Consider the following 23323-nt stretch of genomic DNA (forward strand, 5'->3'; position numbering starts at 1 on the left):
AGAAATTGAATGTTTTCTGTCACGAAGTCAATCTTTGACAGATAGCTGTCATTGATCGAGAGTGTCGTCTTTCGTCAGCGCTGTTGCTTTGCCAATTCCAACAAAGGAGCTCCAGATGTCCGCACCCACTCCGTCAGCCCTCGTGCGCATGCCGTTTGCCGAACTGCAGGGCTTGTTGCAGACGATTTTCAAGCAGCACGGCTGCAGCGAGGCAGTGGCCGGCGTACTCGCGCATAACTGTGCCAGTGCCCAGCGGGACGGCGCCCACAGCCATGGGGTGTTCCGTATTCCAGGTTATGTCTCGACCCTGGCCAGTGGTTGGGTCGATGGCCGGGCAACGCCCGAGGTCACCGATGTGGCGCCTGGCTACATTCGCGTGGATGCCCGTGGTGGCTTCGCCCAGCCGGCGCTGGCCGCGGCCCGCCCGATGCTGGTAGACAAGGCGCGAAGTGCCGGCATCGCCGTGCTGGCGATACATAACTCTCACCATTTCGCTGCACTGTGGCCGGACGTGGAACCGTTCGCCGACGAAGGTCTGGTAGCCCTGAGTGTGGTCAACAGCATGACCTGCGTGGTCCCTCATGGTGCGCGCAAGCCGCTGTTCGGGACCAACCCGATCGCTTTCGCCGCACCTTGCGCGGGGCACGACCCGATCGTCTTCGACATGGCAACCAGTGCCATGGCCCATGGCGATGTGCAGATTGCCGCACGGTCCGGTCAGCAGTTGCCTGAAGGTATGGGGGTAGATGCGGCGGGGCAGCCGACCACCGACCCGGCGGCCATCCTCGATGGCGGTGCTTTGTTGCCGTTTGGCGGGCACAAGGGCTCGGCATTGTCGATGATGGTCGAACTGCTCGCTGCTGCGTTGACGGGGGGGCATTTTTCCTGGGAGTTCGACTGGTCAGGGCACCCGGGGGCGAAGACACCCTGGACCGGGCAGTTGATCATCGTCATCGACCCGAGCAAGGCCGAGGGCGAGCGCTTTGCGTTGCGCAGCCGTGAACTGGTGGAGCAGATGCAGGCGGTTGGGTTGTCGCGCATGCCGGGCGAGCGTCGCTACCGCGAGCGTGAGGTTGCCGAGCGCGAAGGGGTGGCGTTGAGCGAGCAGGAGTTGCAAGGGCTCAGGGAATTGGCTGGCTGAACGGGACTCTTCAGTCGGTTAGCGGGCGCCTGTGAGACTGGGCTCGCCCGCGAAGAGGCCAACGCCAAACACCAGGCATGCACAGTTGCATAGACAACCTTGCACGCAGGTGATGTTCCTTCACCGCAACTGCGGGTATGCTCAGGTCTGCCTTTACGAACTGTCCTGATCCAAGGAGCTGCACGCTGTGTTCAAACATGTCGATGCCTATGCCGGCGACCCGATTCTCTCGTTGATGGAAACCTTCAAGGCCGACCCGCGGGCCAACAAGGTCAATCTGAGTATCGGCCTGTATTACGATGAGGCCGGCATCGTGCCGCAACTGGCATCGGTGGACGCGGTCGAAAAGCGCCTCGCCGGCCAGGACCACGAAGCCTCGCTGTACCTGCCGATGGAAGGCCTGGCCAGCTACCGCCAAGCGATCCAGGCGTTGCTGTTCGGCGCCGATCATCCGGCGGTTAGCGCCGGTCGCGTGGCGACCGTGCAGACCGTGGGCGGCTCTGGTGCGCTGAAGGTCGGTGCCGACTTCCTCAAACGCTACTTCCCGCAGTCGGAAGTCTGGGTCAGCAACCCGACCTGGGACAACCATCGCGCGATCTTTGAGGGTGCCGGGTTCAAGGTTCACACCTACCCATACTTCGACCAGGCCAGCCGGGGCGTCGATTTCGACGGCATGCTCGCAACCCTGCAGACCCTGCCAGCCAATAGCGTCGTGCTGCTGCATCCATGCTGCCACAACCCCACCGGGGCCGACCTGACCCAGGTCCAGTGGCAACAGGTGGTCGAAGTGGTCAAGGCGCGTCAGCTCATTCCATTCCTCGACATCGCTTATCAGGGCTTTGGCGAAGGTCTGGCGGAAGACGCTTTCGCCATCCGCGAAATGGCCCGTGCCGGCGTGCCATGCCTGGTGAGCAACTCTTTCTCGAAGATCTTCTCGCTGTACGGCGAGCGGGTAGGGGGCCTGTCGGTCGTCTGCGACGATGAAGCCACTACCCAGAGCGTACTTGGCCAGCTCAAGGCCACCGTGCGTCGCAACTACTCCAGCCCGCCCAACTTCGGTGCCCAGCTGGTGGCTGGCGTACTCGGCGATGCTCAGCTCAATGCCCAGTGGGCAGCGGAAGTCGACGTCATGCGCAAGCGGATCCTGGATATGCGCCAGGCATTGGTCGATGCTCTGGCAGTGCTGCTGCCGGGCCAGGACTTCCAGTTCTTCCTGCGCCAGCGTGGCATGTTCAGCTACACCGGCTTCAGTGTCGAACAGGTTCGTCGACTGCGTGACGAGTTCGGCGTGTACCTGATCGACAGTGGTCGTGTGTGCATGTCTGGTCTGCGTCCGGCCAACCTGCAACAGGTGGCAGAGGCGTTCGCGGCCGTACAGGCTTAAGATCGCCAAGGGCCGACCGCGGGTTTTCGGGCTCTTCACGGATTAGTGGGGGCAGGGTTTTGGTGTTGGGGTCTCTGGGTCTCTGGGTCCTCTGGGGGCTCCGGGGTTGGGGCTTTGGGCTTGTGTGGCTGATCCGAGGGATGTAGCGGCGCTACTGGCCCCTTCCGCCTTTACGGCGGGCCCCTTTGTTCTTGGACAAAGGAGCGCAAAACCGCTTGCTCCCACATACGGCCCCTACGCTGCGCTTCGGGGTCCCCTCGCTCCGGCGGCTTGCGGGCCCGCGCGGCCTACGACTTGCTACGCAAGTCTACATCTCGCGCCTCCGGCTAACGCCGGAGGGTGCTACGCACCTGGCCCTCCAGCCACCTCCACTCGGCCTCCTGAGGTCGCGGGTAGATCAAAAGCAAGATCAAGAGCAAGAGCAAAAGCCAGAGCAACGGCAGGCGAATCGCTGCGCTCTCGGTTTTTTTTACCTTCGTTTTGTGTTGCAGCGGGTCTCGCGATCTGTCTTTCGAAGATAACGCCCGTGCAGGCGCCGCCGGAAGGAAGGGGCCAGTAGCGCCTACACAAAATGGAGCGTTTCGAGTTCCAATGCCAACCCAACCCAACTCTCCGACAATCCGTGAAGAACCTCGTTTCGATCCGGTGCAACCTTCGTTGTCATGACAAGTGCAACCGTCCCTCGGACGGGGCTTCGCAATTGCCCTCTTTCAGTGCACAATCGCGCCCCCCCTTTTTCGGTTGAGGTGTGCGATGCTTCTGTTTCGCCACTCTCAGCCTGTTGCAGTCTTGCGAGTGGAGTTGCACCCGGAATGAATGAGCAGGCCCCAAGCGTCGAACAACGCTTCGAATCGACCCCCGCCGCCCTCGGCAATTGGTCGCGTCATGACACCACCTGGATGCTCGGTCTGTTCGGCACCGCCATCGGTGCCGGGACGCTGTTTCTGCCGATCAACGCCGGTCTCGGCGGTTTCTGGCCCTTGCTGGTACTCGCCGCCCTGGCGTTCCCGATGACCTACTATGCCCACCGCGCACTGACCCGCTTCGTGCTGTCAGGCCGTGATGGCGGCGACATCACGGAAGTGGTCGAGGAGCATTTCGGCATCAAGGCCGGTGCATTGATCACCGTCCTCTATTTCTTCGCCATTTTCCCAATCCTGCTTATCTATAGCGTGGCGCTGACCAACACCGTCAGCAGCTTCATCGAGCACCAGCTGCACATGACGGCGCCGCCCCGGGCATTGCTTTCGTTTGTGCTGATCCTCGGCCTGCTGGCCATCGTGCGCTGCGGTGAGCAGGCCACGGTCAAGGTCATGAGCCTCTTGGTCTACCCGTTCATCGTTGCCCTCGGGCTGTTGGGCTTGTACCTGATTCCCCACTGGACCGGCGGTATTCTCGACAGCGCCGGCCAGGTGCCTTCGGGCTCGGCGTTCCTGCACACCATCTGGCTGGCGATCCCGGTCATGGTGTTCTCGTTCAATCATTCGCCGATCATCTCGGCCTTCGCGGTCGACCAGAAGCGCCGCTATGGCCAGCATGCCGATGAGCGCAGCGGGCAGATCCTGGCGCGTGCTCACCTGTTGATGGTAGCGATGGTGCTGTTCTTCGTATTCAGCTGTGTACTCACCCTGAGCAGCGCCCAACTGGCCGAGGCGAAAGCGCAGAACCTGTCGATCCTGTCGTACCTGGCCAACCACTTCAGCAATCCGGCCATCGCCTTCGCCGCGCCGCTGATCGCCTTCGTGGCCATTGCCAAATCGTTCCTGGGCCACTACATCGGCGCCAGCGAGGGCCTCAAGGGCATCATCGCCCGGACCGGCGCACGCCCGTCCCCCAAAGCCCTCGACCGCCTCGTCGCCGCGCTGATGCTGGTGGTGTGCTGGGTCGTCGCCACACTCAATCCGAGCATCCTTGGCATGATCGAGTCGCTCGGCGGGCCGATCCTCGCCGTGCTGCTGTTCCTCATGCCGATGTACGCCATTCGCCGCGTGCCCTCGATGCGCCAGTACAGCGGGGCGCTGTCCAATGTGTTCGTGGTGGTGATCGGTCTGGTCGCCTTGACCTCGGTGCTCTACAACCTGGCCTATAGTCTGTTCGGCTGAGCCTTCATAGAACACCCAAGCCCGGATGGCATATCGCCCTCCGGGCTTTTTCATGGTCGCGGCCTGCGGTTCGTCGTGGCGAAAAAAACGTCCAACATTTTCTGAAGTGGCCATAGGCACCTGAGCGCCTTCATGGTTAACTCAATGTCCTTTTCAAACCCCGCATAAGGATTTCCGTCATGGCTCAAGTGACTCTCAAAGGCAACCCGGTTCAGGTGAAAGGCAACTTGCCACAGGCCGGCACCCAGGCTCCGGCGTTCTCCCTGGTAGGCGATGGGCTGGCCGACAAGTCGCTGAAGGACTACGCCGGCAAGCGAAAGGTGTTGAACATCTTCCCAAGCGTCGATACCCCCACCTGCGCCACCTCGGTGCGCAAGTTCAACGCCCAGGCCAATGACGTGGCCAACACCGTGGTGCTGTGCATCTCCGCCGACCTGCCGTTCGCCCAGGCGCGTTTCTGTGGCGCCGAAGGCCTGGAGAACGTGCAGAACCTGTCGACCCTGCGTGGTCGTGAGTTCCTGGAAAACTACGGCGTCGCCATCGCCGACGGTCCGCTGGCCGGCCTGGCTGCCCGTGCCGTGGTGGTGCTCGATGAGAACGACAAGGTGTTGCACAGCGAGCTGGTCGCGGAAATCGCCGACGAGCCGAACTATGACGCGGCACTGGCCGTGTTGAAGTAATAACGGTGCAGGGCAGGGCGGGACGTCGACGCCCCTGTCCAACCCCAGGCAACACCCTGAAACGGCCCGGCCTTCTATCCGGGCCGTTTTCATCGGTTTTTCTCAGCGAGATACCCCGTACTTTAGTGCGGGAGGGATAGCGAGGCGTGCGAACTGCGCGCCCTTACGCCGGCCTGTCTTGCTGCTCGATGTAGCGCCGAACCACGTCCAATGGCGCACCGCCTACGCTGCCGGCGAAATACGACGCCGACCACAACGCATTCTCCCGCCAGGCTGGTTGCATCAATTCCGGGAAATAACACGCAATGAATTCTCCACTAGACCAACCTTGAAAAAGCCAGGGTAAACGCGCTATTTTGCTGAACAATATGGATAAAGGCCAATCCAGAGTGAAAGCCACCAAAACCCTCCAATTGCGCATCAAGGACAGGCATGCGCCCGTTCTGCGCGCGTGGGCGCGGTCGGTTAACACTGTCTGGAATTACCTAAACGAACTTCAGCACCGCGCTTGTGCAGCGGTGCGGGCTGATCGTTGTTGGCAACGGCAAGCCCAAAGCGTTGGCTAAGACCCAAATGGCCAAGTCGGTGCACGACGCCGGTTGGGGCATGTTGAAAACGATGCTGTCTTACAAGTGCGATAGCGCAGGCATCGTTTTTCGTGAAGTCAACGAAGCGTACACCACCCAAGCCTGTTCGCATTGCGGCGTACTCCCGCCCAGTAGTCCGAAAGGTAGGACCGGCCTTGGAATAAGAGAATGGACTTGTGAGTGTGGTGCCACTCACGACCGCGACATTAACGCGGCGAGGAACATTCTCGCGGTCGGGCATGGCCGTCTACCTGTAGGAATTCCCGTCCTTTAGGGCGGGGAGGATGTCAATTAAAGTTCAGGGCTTTGGCAACGTCAGCTCAAGGTAAATGGCCTGTAAAGGCGCTTTGCAAAAACGATACCAGTGCTTATCGTTCATCCTCCCATGTCGTTTTTCCGAACAAGGTTCGTTCAACCCATGCAAGTTTCCGTCTCCCGTTCTCCCCGTCGTTGGCTCGTGGGCCTGCTGATCCTGCTGCTGCTGGCCCTGCTGGCCTGGTGGCTGTGGCCCGCAACCGCGCCCCACAATGAAGCCAAAGGACGAACGGGCGGCAACGGGCGTCCAGGTTTCGGTGCTTCTACCGACCCGGTGCCGGTGCGGGTAGAGCCGGCCACCGTGGGCGATTTCCCGCTTTATTACAAGGCGCTGGGCACGGTGACCGCGATCAATACGGTCAACGTCCGTAGCCGTGTATCAGGCGAGCTGGTCAAGATCCACTTCAAGGAAGGTCAGCGGGTCAAGGCTGGCGACCTGCTCGCCGAGATCGACCCGCGCTCTTACCGGATCGCCTTGCAGCAGGCCGAAGGGACCCTGGCGCAAAACCAGGCGCAGTTGAAGAACGCCCAGGTCGACGTTGCCCGTTACCGCGGGCTATATGCCGAAGACAGCATCGCCAAGCAGACCTTGGACACTGCCGAAGCCCAGGTCGCGCAGTTCCAGGGGCTGGTCAAGACCAACCAGGCCCAGGTCAACGATGCCCGCCTGAACCTCGAGTTCACCCAGATTCGCGCCCCCATCAGTGGCCGTGTCGGCTTGCGTCAACTCGATCTGGGCAACCTGGTCGCGGCCAACGACACCACGGCGCTGGTGGTCATCACCCAGACCGAGCCGATCAGCGTCGCTTTCACCCTGCCGGAAACCGAACTGGACACCGTACTGCAGCGCTACCGCACCGGTGCCAGCCTACCGGTCGAAGCCTGGGACCGCAGCGACAGCAAGCTGCAGGCCACCGGCGTGCTGGGCAGCATCGACAACCAGATCGACACCACCACCGGGACCCTGAAGTTCAAAGGACGCTTCGAGAACAAGGACCTGTCGCTGTTCCCCAACCAGTTCGTCAACGTGCGCCTGCTCGCAGATACCCTCAAGCAAGTGGTGCTGGTGCCCTCGGCCGCCGTGCAGTTCGGTAACGATGGCACCTTTGCCTACGTGGTCAATGCCGATAGCAAGGTCAACATTCGCAAGCTCAAGGTCGGTGCAAGCGATGGCGAGCGCAGTGTGATTCTCGAAGGTCTGGCCGCGGGCGACCGCCTGGTGCTCGAAGGCACCGACCGCCTGCGCGAAGGCACCCAGGTCGAAGTCGTCGAGGACAGCTCGCAGGTGCCCGCCACTCCAGGCTCGCAGCTGCAAGGCGGCGAGGCCAAGGGCAAGGCCGATGAGCCGGTGAAGGCGGGCGCATGAACCTCTCGCGTCTGTTCATCCTGCGACCGGTCGCCACCACGCTGAGCATGCTGGCCATCGTCCTGGCCGGCCTGATCGCCTATAAGCTGTTGCCGGTATCGGCGTTGCCGCAGGTCGACTACCCGACCATCCGGGTCATGACCCTCTATCCCGGTGCCAGCCCCCAGGTGATGACCAGCGCGGTCACCGCGCCGCTGGAGCGCCAGTTCGGGCAGATGCCTGGCCTGACCCAGATGGCCTCGACCAGCTCCGGCGGGGCGTCGGTGCTGACCCTGCGGTTCAACCTCGACATGAACATGGACGTTGCCGAGCAACAGGTGCAGGCGGCCATCAACGCCGCCAGCAACCTTTTGCCGAGCGACCTGCCGGCACCGCCGGTGTACAACAAGGTCAATCCGGCCGACACGCCGGTACTGACCCTGGCCATTTCCTCCAAGACCATGCCGTTGCCCAAGCTCAACGACCTGGTCGATACCCGTGTGGCGCAGAAGCTCGCGCAGATCAGCGGCGTCGGCATGGTCAGCATCGCCGGCGGCCAGCGCCAGGCAGTGCGGATCAAGGTCAACGTCGATGCCCTCGCTGCCAACGGCCTGAACCTGGACGATGTACGCACCTTGATCGGCGCATCCAACGTCAACCAGCCCAAGGGCAACTTCGACGGTCCGACACGGGTGTCGATGCTCGATGCCAACGACCAGCTGCGTTCGCCCGAGGAATACGCCAACCTCATCCTCAGCTACAACAACGGTGCGCCGTTGCGCCTGAAAGACGTTGCCGAAATCGTCGATGGTGCCGAGAACGAACGGCTTGCAGCCTGGGCCAACCAGAACCAGGCGGTGTTGCTGAACATCCAGCGTCAGCCGGGGGCCAACGTCATCGAGGTGGTCGACCGGATCAAGCAGATGCTGCCATCGATCACCGACAACCTGCCGGCGGGCCTGGACGTCTCGGTGCTCACCGACCGTACCCAGACCATCCGCGCCGCAGTCAAGGACGTGCAGCATGAATTGCTGATCGCCATTGTCCTGGTGGTGATGGTGACATTCGTGTTCCTGCGCCGTGTCAGTGCCACTGTCATTCCTTCGATCGCAGTGCCGCTGTCGCTGATCGGCACGTTCGGCGTGATGTACCTGGCGGGATTTTCGATCAACAACCTGACTCTGATGGCCTTGACCATCGCCACCGGTTTCGTGGTGGACGACGCCATCGTCATGCTGGAGAACATTTCCCGCCATATCGAGGAAGGTGAGACGCCGATGCAGGCGGCACTCAAAGGCGCACGGCAGATCGGCTTCACGCTGGTGTCGCTGACGCTCTCGCTGATTGCCGTGTTGATCCCGCTGCTGTTCATGGCCGATGTGGTCGGGCGGCTGTTCCGCGAGTTCGCCATCACCCTGGCGGTGGCTATCCTGATTTCCCTCGTGGTGTCGTTGACGCTGACGCCGATGATGTGCGCACGACTGCTCAAGCGCGAGCCCAAGGAGGAGGAGCAAGGGCGTTTCTACCGCGCCAGTGGCGCCTGGATCGACTGGCTGATCGAACGCTACGGGCGTGGTCTACGCTGGGTGCTCCAACATCAGCCGCTGACCCTGATGGTGGCGGTAGCCAGCCTGGCGCTGACGGTGGTGCTGTATCTAATGGTGCCCAAGGGCTTCTTCCCGGTGCAGGATACCGGGGTGATCCAGGGTATCTCCGAGGCGCCGCAGTCGATTTCCTTCAGCGCCATGAGCGAACGTCAGCAAGCCTTGAGCAAGCTGATCCTGCAGGATCCGGCAGTGCAGAGTCTGTCCTCTTACATTGGTGTCGACGGCGACAACGCCACCCTCAACAGCGGTCGACTGCTGATCAACCTCAAACCCCATGGTGACCGCGATGTCACCGCCAGTGAAGTCATCAGCCGTCTACAGCCGCAGCTGGACAAGCTGGTCGGCATCCGGCTGTTCATGCAGCCGGTGCAGGACCTGAGCATCGAGGACCGGGTCAGCCGGACCCAGTACCAGTTCAGCCTGTCGTCGCCCGACGCCGACCTGCTGGCCCAGTGGAGCGCAAAATTGGTCGAGGCGTTGCAGCAGCGCCCTGAACTGCAGGACGTGGCGAGCGATCTGCAGGACCAGGGCCTGCAGGTCTATCTGGTGATCGATCGGGACATGGCCAGCCGCCTGGGCATCGACGTTTCGCAGATCACCAACGCCCTGTACGACGCGTTCGGTCAACGGCAGATCTCGACCATCTATACCCAGGCCAGTCAGTACCGAGTGGTACTGCAGTCGCAGAACGCCGGCAGCATCGGCCCGCAGGCGCTGGAGTCGATCCATGTCAAGGCCAGCGACGGCGGCCAGGTGCGCCTCTCGGCCTTGGCGCGCATCGAGCAGCGCCAGGCGCAGCTGGCCATTTCGCATATCGGCCAGTTCCCGGCCGTGACGCTGTCGTTCAACCTGGCCCACGGTGCCTCTCTCGGGGAGGCGGTGAAGGTGATCGAGCAGGTGCAGCAGGAGATCGGCATGCCGATCGGCGTCCAGACGCGCTTCCAGGGAGCGGCAGAGGCGTTTCAGGCTTCGCTGTCGAGCACCTTGCTGCTGATTCTGGCGGCGGTGGTGACCATGTACATCGTGCTCGGCGTGCTCTACGAGAGCTACATCCACCCGGTGACCATCCTCTCGACCCTGCCGTCGGCAGCGGTGGGCGCCTTGCTGGCGCTGATCCTCAGCGGTAACGACCTGGGCATGATCGCCATCATCGGCATCATCCTGTTGATCGGCATCGTCAAGAAGAACGCGATCATGATGATCGACTTCGCCCTCGAGGCCGAGCGCAACGAGGGCATGGCGCCGGCCGATGCGATTTATCAGGCGGCACTGTTGCGCTTCCGGCCGATCCTGATGACCACCCTGGCGGCGCTGTTCGGTGCGGTGCCGCTGATGCTCGCCACCGGCTCCGGTGCCGAGCTGCGCCAGCCACTGGGTCTGGTGATGGTCGGCGGCCTGCTGGTGAGCCAGGTGCTGACGCTGTTCACCACCCCGGTCATCTACCTGTACTTCGACCGCCTGGCCCGCCGCTGGCGTCCGGCCAGCGATCGTCAGCAGGCCCAGGCATGAACCTGTCCGGACCCTTCATCCGCCGACCGGTGGCGACCATGCTGCTGAGCCTGGCGATCATGTTGTTGGGCGGGGTGAGCTTTGGCTTGCTGCCGGTGGCGCCGCTACCGCAGATGGACTTCCCGGTGATCGTGGTCCAGGCCAATCTTTCCGGGGCCAGTCCAGAGGTCATGGCCGCCACCGTGGCTACGCCGCTGGAGCGCAAACTCGGCAGTATCGCCGGCGTCACCACGCTCACCAGCAACTCCAGCCAGGGCTCCACCCGGGTCATCATCGGCTTCGAGATCGGCCGCGACGTCGACGGCGCGGCCCGGGAAGTGCAGGCGGCGATCAATGCCACACGCAACCTGCTGCCCAGCGGCATGCGCAGCATGCCCACCTACAAGAAGATCGACCCGTCTCAGGCGCCGATCATGGTGTTGTCGCTGACTTCGGACGTGCTGCAGAAAGGCCAGCTCTACGACCTGGCCGATACCATCCTGTCCCAGAGCCTGGCCCAGGTCAGTGGGGTAGGGGAAGTGCAGATTGGCGGTAGCTCGTTGCCGGCAGTGCGTGTGGCGGTGGAGCCGCAGTTGCTCAACCAGTACGGAATTGCTCTCGATGACGTGCGTACCGCAGTCGCCAACGCCAACCAGCGCCGTCCGATGGGGTTCGTCGAGGACGGCCAGCGCAATTGGCAGGTGCGTGCCAACGATCAATTGGAGAAGGCCAAGGACTACGAGCCGGTGGTGATCCGCCAGGAGAACGGCACGATCTTGCGCCTGTCCGATGTGGCGAGCATCACCGATGGCGTCGAAAACCGCTACAACAGCGGCTTTTTCAATGACCAGAGCGCGGTGCTGCTGGTGATAAACCGGCAGACCGGCGCCAACATCATCGAGACCGTCGACCAGATCAAGGCGCAATTGCCGGCGTTGCAGTCACTGCTGCCGGCCAGTGTCAAACTCGATGTGGCGATGGACCGCTCGCCGGTGATCAAGGCCACCCTGAAAGAAGCCGAGCACACCCTGATGATCGCCGTGGTGCTGGTGATCCTGGTGGTCTACCTGTTCCTCGGCAGTCTGCGCGCTTCACTGATCCCGAGTCTGGCGGTGCCGGTGTCGCTGGTCGGCACTTTTGCGGTGATGTACCTGTGCGGGTTCTCGCTCAACAACCTGTCGCTGATGGCATTGATCCTGGCCACCGGCCTGGTGGTGGACGACGCCATCGTGGTGCTGGAGAACATCTCGCGGCACATCGAAGATGGCCAACCGCCGATGCGGGCGGCATTTCTCGGCGCCAAGGAAGTCGGTTTCACCTTGCTGTCGATGAACGTCTCGCTGGTGGCGGTGTTCGTCTCGATCCTGTTCATGGGCGGCATCGTGCGCAACCTGTTCCAGGAGTTCTCGATCACCCTGGCGGCGGCGATCATCGTTTCCCTTGTGGTGTCGCTGACCCTCACGCCCATGCTCTGCGCACGCTGGCTGAAGCCGCAGCAGGCCGAACAGAACCGCTTGCAGCGATGGAGCGAAAGGCAGCATCAGCGCCTGGTCAACGCCTATGACCGCAGCCTGGGCTGGGCCTTGCGCCATAAACGCCTGACGCTGTTCAGCCTGTTGCTGACCATCGGCGTCAACATCGCGTTGTACGTGGTGATCCCCAAGACGTTGATGCCGCAGCAGGATACCGGGCAATTGATGGGTTTCATCCGCGGCGACGATGGCCTGTCGTTCACCGTGATGCAGCCGAAGATGGAAATCTACCGGCGCGCCTTGCTGGCCGATCCGGCTGTGCAGAGTGTTGCCGGCTTCATCGGAGGCAACAGCGGCACCAACAATGCCATGGTCCTGGTGCGTCTGAAACCGATTGCCGAACGCAAGATCTCTGCGCAGAAGGTCATCGACCGCCTGCGCCGTGAACTGCCCAAGGTGCCGGGCGGCCGCTTGTATCTGATGGCCGACCAGGACCTGCAGCTGGGCGGCGGAGGCCGCGATCAGAGTTCATCGCAGTATGTCTATACCTTGCAGAGCGACGATCTCAGCGCCTTGCGCGAATGGTTCCCGAAGGTCACGGCCCTGGTGCGTACCTTGCCCGAACTGACCTCGGTCGATGCCCGCGACGGCGGCGGGACGCAGCAGGTGACCCTGGTGGTCGACCGCGACCAGGCCAAGCGGCTGGGCATCGACATGGACATGGTCACCACGGTGCTCAACAACGCCTACAGTCAGCGGCAGATCTCGACCATCTACGACAGCCTCAACCAGTACCAGGTGGTGCTGGAGATCAATCCGAAATACGCCTGGGATCCCAGTACCCTGGAGCAGGTGCAGGTGATCACCAGCGAAGGTGCACGGGTGCCGCTGTCGACCATTGCCCATTACGAAAACACCCTCGCCGACGATCGGGTCAGCCACGAGAACCAGTTCGCCTCCCAGGACATCAACTTCGATATCGCCGAAGGCTATAGCACCGACCAGGCGATGGCTGCGCTCGAGCGGGCGGTGGCCAAGCTCGGCTTGCCCGAATCGGTGATCGCTCGCCTGGGCGGGACCGCCGACGCATTCGCCAAGACCCAGCAGGGCCAGCCTTTCATGATCCTTGGCGCGCTGGTGCTGGTGTACCTGGTGCTGGGCATTCTCTACGAAAGCTACATCCACCCGTTGACCATCCTGTCGACTTTGCCTTCGGCAGGGGTCGGGGCCTTGCTGGCGTTGTACCTGACCGGGGGCGAGTTCAGCTTGATTTCCCTGCTGGGGCTGTTCCTGTTGATCGGCGTGGTGAAGAAGAACGCGATCCTGATGATCGACCTGGCGCTGCAACTTGAGCGGCATCAGGGACTCACCCCTGAAGAGTCGATCCGCCGCGCCTGCCTGTTGCGTTTGCGACCGATCTTGATGACTACCCTGGCGGCCATCCTCGGCGCCTTGCCGCTGTTGCTCAGTCGCGCCGAGGGCGCGGAGATGCGCCAGCCCCTGGGCCTGACCATCATCGGTGGCCTGGTCTTCAGCCAGGTCCTGACCCTTTATACGACGCCGGTGGTGTACCTGTACCTCGACCGCCTGCGTCACCGTTTCAATCGTTGGCGCGGCGTGCGCACCGACGCCGCCCTGGAAACCCCGCTATGACCTTTGCCCAAGCTCCTCTCCACCGTGCCCTGCAGTTGCTGACCCGCGGGCGCGGTTCGCACCTGATCGGCGCCGGGCTGTGCGTGGCCATGCTCAGCGCCTGTACCCTCAGCCCGGATTACCATCGTCCGGAGATGGACACACCTGCGCAGTTCAAGCAAGCCGAAGGCTGGACCCAGGCCAGCCCTTCCGATGCCATCGCCCGTGGCGCCTGGTGGGAGGTTTACGGCGATCCGGGGCTCAATGCTCTGGTCGAGGAACTCAATCGCAGTAACCAGACGGTGGCCCAGTCCGAGGCCCAGTATCGCCAGGCCCAGGCGTTGGTGCGCAGCAGTCGTGCCTCGCTGTTTCCCACGTTGGACCTGACCACCAGCAAGAACCGTTCAGCACAAGGCACCGGCAGTTCGAGCTCGAGTCTGTCGAACAACAGCAGCGGCATTCGCAATACCTACAATGCTCAGCTTGGTGTCAGTTGGGAGATCGACCTGTGGGGCAAACTGCGTGAAACGCTCAACGCCGACAAGGCCAGCGCCGAGGCCAGCCTGGCCGATCTGGCCGCGATTCGCCTGAGTCAGCAGTCGGAGCTGGTGCAGAATTATCTGCAACTGAGGGTGATCGATGAGCAGAAACGCTTGCTCGAGGCTACCGTCGCCGCCTACCAGCGTTCGCTGCGCATGACCGAGAACCAATATCGTGCCGGCGTCTCCGGCCCCGATGCGGTGGCCCAGGCGCGCACTCAGCTCAAGAGCACCCAGGCCGACCTGATCGACCTGGCCTGGCAGCGTGCGCAATTCGAGAATGCCATCGCCGTTTTGCTCGGCAAGGCGCCGGCCAATTTCGCGCTGGCCGACAGCAAGTCGATCCCGGCGTTGCCGGATATTCCGCTGGCGTTGCCGTCGCAACTGCTCGAGCGTCGCCCCGACATCGCTGCAGCCGAGCGTAACGTCATGGCGGCCAACGCACAGATCGGCGTGTCGCGGGCGGCGTACTTCCCCGACCTGTCGTTGAGCATGAGCGGGGGGTACTCGAGCAGCAGCTTCAGTAACTGGATCGAGTTGCCGAACCGCTATTGGTCGGTGGGGCCGCAGTTGGCCCTGACCTTGTTCGACGCAGGCAAGCGCAGCGCTGAAGTCGACCGCACGGTCGCCGCCTATGACCAGACCGTAGCGCAGTACCGGCAGACAGTGCTCGATGGCTTCAAGGAAGTTGAAAACTACTTGGTGCAGTTGAAGGTGTATGGCGATGAGGCTGTCGTGCGCCAGGAGGCGCTGGAGGCTGCCCGCGAGTCGCTGCGTCTGACCGAGAACCAGTACAAGGCTGGACTGATCGGTTATCTGGACGTGGTCAACGTGCAGGCAACCGCCTTGAGCAACGAACGCAGCGTGCTGTCGTTGCTGGAAGGGCGGCTGGTGGCCAGCGTCCAGCTGATCGCCGCATTGGGCGGTGGGTGGCAGGCCGAACAGGCGTTCGCCGAAGCCAGAGAGTGAGCGGGGAGGGGCGGCAGGGCTACAGACTGGACCCATTCCCATTCGCGAAAACCTCGTGGCGTTTGGCCAGCGCTTGAGTACAATCTGCAGCCTTGTCCGGGTGCCTCCCGTGCCCGTCGCTGGAACTGCAAATGCTGATCGGTAGCTATTCTTCCGCGCTGGTGTTGATTTCTCTCTGCGTGGCCATTCTTGCCTCTTACACCGCCCTCGACCTCACCGGCCGCCTGACCACCGCCAAAGGACGGGCGGTGTACCTGTGGATGGGGGGTGGGGCGCTGGCCATGGGCTTCGGCATCTGGTCGATGCATTTCATCGGCATGCTGGCCTTCAGCCTGCCCGTGGAGCTTGGCTATGACATCGGGCTGACCGCGTTTTCGCTGCTGATCGCCGTGCTTTCGGCGGGCTTCGCGTTATGGATGGTCAGTCAGCCCAGCTTGCCGTGGCAGGCGTTGAGCTTCGGTGCGCTGATCATGGGGGGCGGTATCAGTTGCATGCACTACACCGGCATGGCGGCGCTGCGCATGTCACCGGGCATCGACTACGACCCGACGTTGTTCGGCATGTCCCTGGTCATCGCTGTCGGTGCGTCGGCGGCCGCCCTGTGGATCGCTTTCCGTCTGCGCCGGCATACGCCCTACGTCAGACAGGTCCGAGGGTTGGCGGCGGTGCTCATGGGGATCGCCATCGTCGGTATGCACTTCACCGGCATGGCGGCGGCCAACTTCAGCGAAGGCAGTTACTGCGGGGCGCTGGCCAACGGTCTCAAAGGCGATGGCTTGGTCTACCTGGTGCTGATCACGACCCTGGCGGTGCTGGCGGTGGCCTTGCTGACTTCGGTGCTGGACGCCCGTCTGGAGGCGCGCACAGCCGCCCTGGCGCGTTCACTGGCCCTGGCCAACCAGGAGCTGACCCAGTTGGCCCTGCACGACACCCTGACCGGATTGCCTAACCGCACCCTGCTGGCCGACCGGATCGATCAGGCCATCGCCAAGGTTGCGGAGCAGGGCGGTTGCTTTGCGTTGATGTTCATCGACCTGGATGGCTTCAAGCCTGTCAACGACGCCTTTGGTCACCATGTCGGAGACCTGTTGCTCAAGGCCGTGGCCACCAGGCTGCGTGGGCATCTGCACAGCCAGGACACATTGGCACGCATCGGCGGCGATGAGTTCGTGCTGCTGGTCGACTTGCAGGAGCCGAATGACGCCATGGACGTGGCGGTCAAGCAGGTCAACCTGGTGTCACGGGCGTTCGAAGTGGCCGGCCACGACCTGCAGGTTACCGCGAGCCTGGGCATCGTCCTGTATCCAGGTAATGGCCTGGACCAGCACGAACTGCTGCGCAACGCCGATGCCGCCATGTATCACGCCAAGAGCGCCGGCAAGAACGGCTACCGCTTCTTCGACGCCTCGATGAACAGCGATGCCCGCCAGCAGCTGCAGTTGCTTCAGGACCTGCGCATGGCCCTGGAGCAGGGGCAGTTCCGCTTGCACTACCAACCCAAGTTTGCCGCCCAGGGTTGCCAGCCGATTGGCGCCGAAGCACTGTTACGCTGGCAACACCCGCAACATGGACTGATGCTGCCGGATCGTTTCATCGCTATGGCGGAGAAAACCGGGCTGATCATCCCCATCGGCGAGTGGGTGCTGGGCGAAGCCTGTCGACAAATGCGGCAGTGGCTCGACCAGGGGTATCAACACTGGCGCATGGCGGTGAATCTGTCGGCATTGCAATTCTGTCATGGCGGCCTGGTCGACAGTGTGGCCCAGGCACTGCGGGACAATGGGCTGCCGGCCAACCGCTTGACCCTGGAAATCACCGAAACCACGGCGATGCACGATGCCGATGCCAGCTTGCTGGTGCTACAGCGTCTGTCCGACATGGGGGTGGACCTGTCGATCGACGATTTCGGAACCGGCTATTCGAGCCTGATGTACCTCAAGCGGCTGCCGGCCAATGAACTGAAGATCGACCGAGGGTTCGTGCGCGACCTCGAGCAGGATGGCGACGACGCCGCTATCGTCTCGGCGATCGTGGCGCTGGGGCAGGCCCTGGGGTTGCGGATCGTCGCCGAAGGTGTGGAAACCGACGGCCAGCAGGCATTCCTGACCGGGCTGGGCTGTGATTCGCTGCAGGGCTACCTGCTCGGTCAGCCGGTGCCGGCCGAGCAGTTCATGGCGCGGTTGCAGGCCCTGGCACAGGATGTCGAGGTGCCCGCCTAAACGGCATCCTTGAGCATCAGCCTGGGTATGAAGGCATCCATTTCCGCTTCGACCGCCTCGATGATGCGCTCGACATCGGCGGCGGGCATCACTGCCGTGCACGGGATTCCGGCGATTGCCAGCAGGGTTTCGCCGGTAGCTCGGTCGAATAGCCGGGCGACCATGCTGCGGGGGGCATCCATGCTGGCTTCGAACCCAAGCGGGTGAAAATGCCAACGCATCACCTGGCAGGCGTTAGGGAACGTCATCTTGTTCATGCCAGCCTCCTTGTCCTTTCCTGGACAGCGTGAGGGTAGCCCAGGCTGCGGCCACCGGGTATGTAACCATAGCACCGGAAAAGGTCGCGCAGGCCTGGCGAACAGGAAAACTTCGCAAATACTTGAAACCGGTCACCTGTGGCGTTCTGGCGCAGCCGCCGTCGGCGCCCATCGCAAACGTTTTCCGGAAGGAGGGTGGCTGAGCGGCGGGTGGGACACTATCAGACCAATGGCACTGCATCGGTGTGACGGCGCTGAGCGGGACCACAACGCTGAGCATCGTTCGATCGCACATCAACAAGGCGCCAATAGGGTACTATCACCCCCTGTGCCATTCTCCAACCTATTGAATATCAAGGTGATGGCACTGTTTCCGGGTCGTCCTGACCTGCCGTTTGGTTGTCGCCTCGATGTTGCCGGGGCGCGGCTTGACTCGCTTTCGCGCTACAGGATCCACGTTTTGTCCGAGCTTTCCCAGAACCCGCTGTTGCAATACCTGGCCCGCCTGGCTCCGTCCAGTCAACAGACCATGCGCTATGTGCTCCAGGATGCCGCCGATCGGCTCGGTTTCGTCGATCAGGATATTGCCGACGTGCCGTGGCACCGCCTTGACCCTGGCCATGTCATCGGCCTGGTTGCGGCGCTGAGGGCTGATGGTTACGCCCCCAACAGCTCGTCGCTGTATGTCAATGCCGTACGCGGCGTGATGAACGAAGCCTGGCGCCAGGGCCTGATCGATCATGAGCGGTTGTTGCGCATTCGCGAGGTCAAGCCTGACACGGGCAGCCGCTTGCCGCCGGGGCGCAACCTGCGCCGCAGCCTGATCCGCGAGCTGATGGAATTGTGCGCTGCCGATCCTCGGCCCCAGGGTGTGCGCGATGCAGCGATCATCGCCTTGCTGTATGGCACCGGCATGCGCAAGTCGGAGTCGGTCGACATCGACCTGGACGATGTCGACTTCGAGGCGCGGAGCATCCAGGTGCTGGGCAAGGGCAACCGGCAGTTGATCAAGTACGCGCCAGCCTGGGCGTTCGAGAAGCTGCAGGCTTGGCTGGACCTGCGCCGCGAAAGGCTGCCCGAAGGGGTCCGTGACGATACGTTCCTGTTCAACCGCATTCGCCGGGGCAACCATATTACCCGCGCGCGCATCACCAAGCATGCCATCTACTACATCGCCCGCCAGCGTGGGGCGCAGGTGGGGGTAAAGATCATGCCCCATGACTTCCGCCGGGCGTTCATCACCCGGGTGATCGAAGAGCACGACCTGGCCATCGCGCAAAAGCTGGCCCATCACGTCAACATCCAGACCACCGCCAGTTATGACCGCCGCGATGACAACGAGCGGCGGCGTGCGGTGGACCGATTCGATTATTGAACCAGCCCCGGCGCGTCAGTGAATGCTCGATGCCAGTTCGAAGATCGGCATGTACATCAAGATCACGATCAGCCCGATCAGCAGCCCGATGAAGGTCATCAGCAGAGGTTCGAACAGCTTCACGAACCACTCGACCCAGCGTCCGATCTCCTGGTCGTGAAAGTCCGCACAGCGCTCGAGCATCTCGCCGAGGTTGCCAGACTGCTCCCCGGCCCGCAGCAGGCGCAGCGATACCGGTGTCACCAGCTTGGCCGCTTCCAGGGCATCGGACAGCGGTAGACCTTCGCCCACCCGCTGACTGGCCTGCTCCAGGCCCTGCGCCGAGGCGCTGCCCAGCAGCCCGCGGGCCATGCCCATGGCGGTCAGGATCGGTATACCGCCTTGCAGCAAGATGCCCAGCGAGCGGTAGAATCGCGCCAGTTCGTACATCATCAACCGTTGATGCAGCGCCGGTATGCGCCGCGTCTGGCGTGCGAACCAGCGGCGCACCCGCGGATGGCGACGTAGCAGCACCAGGGTCACGATGCCACCGACGGCACCCAACGCCAAGGGCGCCTGCTGGGCGTGCAGGAACAAGCCGATCTGCATCAGCATGCGCGACAGCCAGGGCAGTTCACTGCCCATGCCTTCGAACACCAGGCTGAAGCGAGGCACCACATAGCCCAGCAGGAACAGCACCACGCCCCCACCGACCAGCAACAGCAGCAAAGGGTAGACCGAGGCGCCCACCAGCTTCTGTCGGACCAGGTCCAGGCGCTGGCGATAACCGATGTAGCGGGACAACGCATCGCCCAACGCTCCGGTCCGTTCACTGGACTGCACCAGTGCCACGTACAGCGTAGGAAACACCCGCGGTTGCTGGCTCAGCGCCTGGGACAGCGAACGGCCTTCGTAGAGCTGACGAACCAGGGCTTCGAGCACCCTGCGCGCACCTGCGCCTGGGGCTTTTTCCGCCAGGCTCTCGAGGGCGTCGATCAGTGGCAGGCCAGCATTGAGCAAGGTAGTCAGTTCCTGGCTGAACAGCACCAGGTCGAACGCTGCCTCGCGACGCCAGGTCATGCTACCCAAGGTGCGGCCCTGGCCGCGGATGCTTACCACCCGCAGGCCTTGCTCGCTGGCTTTGCGCCGGGCTTGTTCGATGTCGTCGGCCTCGACCTGCAACTGCACCACGCCCTGGCTGCCCAGAGCCTTCAGGTGATAGCGCATGGGCCACCCCCTCATTGCCAACTGGTGATTTCGGCGTTTTCGCCATCGCCGCCGGGCTGGCCGTCCTTGCCCATCGACAGCAGGTCATATTCGCCGCCGTTCTCGCCCGGCTGGCGGTAGATGTAAGGCCGGCCCCAGGGATCCTGGGGAACTGCCTTCTGCAGGTAGGGGCCCGACCAGCGCGCCTCGCCGCTGGGGGCGACCACCAGGGCCTGCAGGCCTTGTTCGCTGTTGGGGTAATGACCGACTTCCAGCCGATAGAGATCCAGGGCCTTGCTCAAGCCTTCGATCTGCGCTCGCGCCACCTTGGCTTCCGAGCGGCCGAGCTGGCTGAAGTACTTGGGCGCGACGATGCCGGCCAATAGACCGAGCACCACCAGTACCACCAGAAGTTCAAGCAGGGTGAAGCCACGTTGGGGGTTGGGCCGGCGTTGCATGGTGAAATCCTCCGCTGCTGGGACATGCCGTGCAGGTCCCATGCAACAGCCGTGCACGTCTGCCTCGGGGCCTTGCGCCATGCGCCATGGCAAGCGGCACGCAGCTTGCGTCTTAGGCAAAAACGCCCTGATTCGCGGGGCATTTCCCCCAAAACGGGGGCAAGGCGGGGAGGCGAGCGACATGCGTGGATTGATCCTGCTTTCACTGTGGCTAGCGGCGACGATCGCCCAGGCTGATGTGTACATTTCCATCGATGCCAAGGGCGGCTACGTACTGACCAACGTCCATCGACCAGGACGCCACTATGAACGGGTGATCAGCGAGCCGATCGCCCAAGCCGGACCGAGCGACGCCCAGTTGATCACCGGGCGTCCCTATGCCGACGTGGTGGCCGCCGCGGCACGGATTCACGATGTGCCCCAGGCGCTGTTGCACGCGTTGATCAAGGCGGAGTCTGGCTATAACCCCCGGGCTCGCTCGGCCGCTGGGGCGGTGGGGCTGATGCAATTGATGCCGGACACCGCGCGGGAAATGGGAGTCGAGGACCGCCTCGACCCGGAAGACAACATCAAGGGCGGCGCGCGCTACCTCAAGCGCATGCTGAGGCTGTTCGATAATGACATCACCCTGGCGGTCGCGGCCTACAATGCCGGTCCCGAGGCGGTACTGCGCCGTGGCGCGGTGCCGCCATTCGCCGAAACCCGTCGTTACGTACCGGCAGTTCTGCGCGAATATCGCAAGCTGCAGGGGCTGGCGGCGGATTCTCCGCTCTAGGGGGGGTGAACGTGGACCCCATGCAGATTATCCCCTTCGATCCCCCCAACTCTGGGCTATAACCTTTCACAGGTGCCCAGCAGTGGAGTTTGCCATGGCCATCGTTCCCCCTTCCGAACTGCTCGTCATGCCTACCGCGACTGAGGCCTCCGGCGGGCCCAAGGCATTCAACCTGCTGCGCTGGTACGCCTGGGTGAGCTTGGCCATCATCGTCTCTGTGGCTGCCGGACTGGGGCTGATTTCCAGCCGTTTCATCATCGATGAAAGCGTCGAGCGCGATGCACTGCTCACCGCCCAGTTCATCACTGCGATCGCCGATGCCGAAGTCCGCCACGTGTCCATCCCCAATGTCCGTACCATGGGCGAACTGCTCGATCCGCGTACCGACCAGGCGGCCTTGCCGGATGTCGATCCCGATGCCCGGCGCAGGGCACGAGGCGAGTTTCTCGATCACATCGCCCACTTGCCGGACATGCTGCTGGCCAACATCTACGCACCGGACCGTACGGTGATCTGGTCGAGTAACCCGGCGCTGGTGGGCAAGCTGATCCAGGGCGACGACGATCTGGAGCGGGCGTTCGAGTACAAGATGCGCGTCTCGGCCAGCTATCACAATTTCGAGCAGGCACGTAGCGAGCAGAAGTTCGTCACGCCGCCCGAGCAGTTGTTCATCGAGAACTACATTCCGCTATTCGACGCCAATGGCGAGCAGGTGACCGCCATGGTCGAGATCTACAAGGAGCCCCACGATCTGATCGTGCGCATCGAGCATGGGTTGATCCTGATCTGGTTGGCCATCGCCGTAGGGGCCGGTCTGGTCTATGTCGGCCTGTACGGCATCATGCGCCGTGCTGCGCGGGTCATGGCGGTGCAGCAGAAGCGTCTGATCAGCAACGAGACCTATGTGGCGTTGGGCGAAGTGTCGTCGGCAGTGGCGCACAGCCTGCGTAACCCACTGGCCAGCATCCGCTCCAGTGCCGAGTTGGCCCAAGCGTTCGATGACGGACCGGCCCAGCGCAATGTCAACGACATCATCAGCCAGGTGGACCGCATGTCCCACTGGATCCGCCAACTGTTGCAGTCGTTGCGCCCGCTCAACGATGAGGCTGTGGCGGTGGACCTGGCCAGGGCCCTGCAAGAAAGCCTGCAGGCCTTCGCCGTACCCCTGGCGCGCAGTGGCGTGACGCTTGATTTGCAGCCGCTCCCTTCGGTGCAGGTCCTGGGGCATCCGGCGTTGCTCGCGCAGATATTCCACAGCGTGATAGACAACGCGCTAGAAGCGATGGAGCAGGGCGGTCGCCTGCGGGTGGAGGTGGTGCGCCATGATCGGCGCAGCATCACGTTGTGCCTGTCGGATACGGGCATAGGCATGACCGAGCACCAGTCGCGCCTGGCGTTCAGGCCGTTTTTCACCACCAAGCAAGGGGGCTTGGGTGTAGGGCTGGTGTTGGTGCGACGGATAATGGAGCGCTTCGCCGGCTCGGTGCGGCTCAGCAGCCGTGAGGGCCGTGGGACCCGGGTCTGGCTGAACTTCAAGCTGGTGAAGCCATGACAATCTACATCTAGATATATCTATAACTATTTGATTTTAAAATAAAACTGGTCGATTGGGTGAAAGTTACCCAAAAGTGGGGAATCATTCTCGGATGTGGATTCTGAGTTGTCTGTAAGCTATTGTTTTATATAGATTTAATGTTTTAGATAAAAGCTGGCTGACTTTTTGCTGTACCTAAAGCAACGTATTCGGCAGCGTGGCTGCCACGGCGAGGCGCCATCAAAACGCTACCTTGGGT

Annotated in this window: 16 protein-coding genes and 1 pseudogene; 13 read left to right on the plus strand and 4 right to left on the minus strand. The window is 62.6% G+C overall.

The annotated features are described in order from the left end of the window. Nucleotides 1-115: 115 nt before the first annotated feature. The 4 genes from E2H86_RS15545 (at nt 116) to tpx (ending at nt 5307) form a co-directional block, all read left to right on the plus strand. Nucleotides 116-1141 (plus strand): Ldh family oxidoreductase, encoded by a 1026-nt coding sequence (locus E2H86_RS15545; RefSeq protein ID WP_133329334.1) that lies wholly within the window; start codon nt 116-118, stop codon nt 1139-1141. Nucleotides 1142-1328: 187 nt separating this feature from the next. Continuing rightward, complete coding sequence (locus E2H86_RS15550; RefSeq protein ID WP_133329336.1) at nt 1329-2525, plus strand: amino acid aminotransferase; 1197 nt, start codon at nt 1329-1331, stop codon at nt 2523-2525. Nucleotides 2526-3337: 812 nt separating this feature from the next. Beyond that, nucleotides 3338-4627, plus strand: a complete 1290-nt coding sequence (locus E2H86_RS15555) for a serine/threonine transporter (protein WP_133329338.1) — start codon at nt 3338-3340, stop codon at nt 4625-4627. Between the two features lie 179 nt (nt 4628-4806). Beyond that, on the plus strand, nt 4807-5307 hold the full coding sequence (gene tpx, locus E2H86_RS15560) for a thiol peroxidase (protein WP_133329340.1): 501 nt from the start codon (nt 4807-4809) through the stop codon (nt 5305-5307). A gap of 163 nt (nt 5308-5470) precedes the next feature. Here tpx and E2H86_RS26455 read toward each other — a convergent pair whose 3' ends face one another. Next, the gene (locus E2H86_RS26455; protein WP_268868253.1) at nt 5471-5728 is read right to left on the minus strand and encodes a transposase; all 258 of its coding nucleotides are present in this window, start codon (nt 5726-5728) and stop codon (nt 5471-5473) included. Between the two features lie 86 nt (nt 5729-5814). Between E2H86_RS26455 and E2H86_RS15570 the strand changes: the two are divergent. The 6 genes and pseudogenes from E2H86_RS15570 to E2H86_RS15595 all read left to right on the plus strand — a co-directional run. Beyond that, a pseudogene (locus tag E2H86_RS15570) lies at nt 5815-6168 on the plus strand (RNA-guided endonuclease InsQ/TnpB family protein); the annotation flags it as partial. Between the two features lie 144 nt (nt 6169-6312). Further along, nucleotides 6313-7575, plus strand: a complete 1263-nt coding sequence (locus E2H86_RS15575) for an MdtA/MuxA family multidrug efflux RND transporter periplasmic adaptor subunit (protein WP_133329342.1) — start codon at nt 6313-6315, stop codon at nt 7573-7575. Continuing rightward, complete coding sequence (locus E2H86_RS15580) at nt 7572-10670, plus strand: MdtB/MuxB family multidrug efflux RND transporter permease subunit (RefSeq protein ID WP_133329344.1); 3099 nt, start codon at nt 7572-7574, stop codon at nt 10668-10670. Before E2H86_RS15575 ends, E2H86_RS15580 begins: the two co-directional genes overlap by 4 nt. Continuing rightward, nucleotides 10667-13774: an efflux RND transporter permease subunit gene (locus E2H86_RS15585; RefSeq protein ID WP_133329346.1), complete on the plus strand. Its 3108-nt coding sequence runs from the start codon at nt 10667-10669 to the stop codon at nt 13772-13774. The genes E2H86_RS15580 and E2H86_RS15585 overlap by 4 nt, the downstream gene beginning before the upstream one ends. Further along, a complete protein-coding gene (locus tag E2H86_RS15590) occupies nt 13771-15261 on the plus strand; it encodes an efflux transporter outer membrane subunit (protein ID WP_133329348.1) in 1491 nt (496 codons plus the stop codon). Before E2H86_RS15585 ends, E2H86_RS15590 begins: the two co-directional genes overlap by 4 nt. 131 nt (nt 15262-15392) lie before the next feature. Then, entirely contained in the window at nt 15393-17480 is a 2088-nt protein-coding gene (locus E2H86_RS15595) for a putative bifunctional diguanylate cyclase/phosphodiesterase (protein WP_133329350.1), read from the plus strand. On the opposite strand, the gene E2H86_RS15600 is transcribed toward E2H86_RS15595, so the two are convergent. After that, the gene (locus tag E2H86_RS15600; RefSeq protein ID WP_133329352.1) at nt 17477-17737 is read right to left on the minus strand and encodes a DUF1652 domain-containing protein; all 261 of its coding nucleotides are present in this window, start codon (nt 17735-17737) and stop codon (nt 17477-17479) included. The two genes, E2H86_RS15595 and E2H86_RS15600, sit on opposite strands and share 4 nt — an antisense overlap. A 460-nt stretch (nt 17738-18197) precedes the next feature. Between E2H86_RS15600 and E2H86_RS15605 the strand changes: the two genes are divergently transcribed. Next, entirely contained in the window at nt 18198-19112 is a 915-nt protein-coding gene (locus E2H86_RS15605) for a site-specific integrase (protein WP_133329354.1), read from the plus strand. A gap of 15 nt (nt 19113-19127) precedes the next feature. Here E2H86_RS15605 and E2H86_RS15610 read toward each other — a convergent pair whose 3' ends face one another. Together E2H86_RS15610 and gspG are read right to left on the minus strand one after the other, a co-directional pair. Beyond that, nucleotides 19128-20318: a type II secretion system F family protein gene (locus E2H86_RS15610; RefSeq protein WP_133329356.1), complete on the minus strand. Its 1191-nt coding sequence runs from the start codon at nt 20316-20318 to the stop codon at nt 19128-19130. 11 nt (nt 20319-20329) lie between these two features. After that, nucleotides 20330-20755 carry a type II secretion system major pseudopilin GspG gene (gene gspG / locus E2H86_RS15615; RefSeq protein WP_133329358.1) on the minus strand — a complete coding sequence of 142 codons (426 nt, stop codon included), beginning with the start codon at nt 20753-20755 and terminating at the stop codon, nt 20330-20332. A gap of 181 nt (nt 20756-20936) precedes the next feature. Between gspG and E2H86_RS15620 the strand changes: the two genes are divergently transcribed. After that, a complete protein-coding gene (locus E2H86_RS15620; RefSeq protein ID WP_133329360.1) occupies nt 20937-21530 on the plus strand; it encodes a transglycosylase SLT domain-containing protein in 594 nt (197 codons plus the stop codon). A gap of 127 nt (nt 21531-21657) precedes the next feature. After that, a complete protein-coding gene (locus tag E2H86_RS15625; protein WP_230385482.1) occupies nt 21658-23082 on the plus strand; it encodes a sensor histidine kinase in 1425 nt (474 codons plus the stop codon). The last annotated feature ends 241 nt before the right edge of the window (nt 23083-23323 follow it).

This window comes from Pseudomonas putida, from assembly GCF_004357765.1.
In the GTDB taxonomy this organism is placed as follows: Bacteria; Pseudomonadota; Gammaproteobacteria; order Pseudomonadales; family Pseudomonadaceae; genus Aquipseudomonas; species Aquipseudomonas putida_U.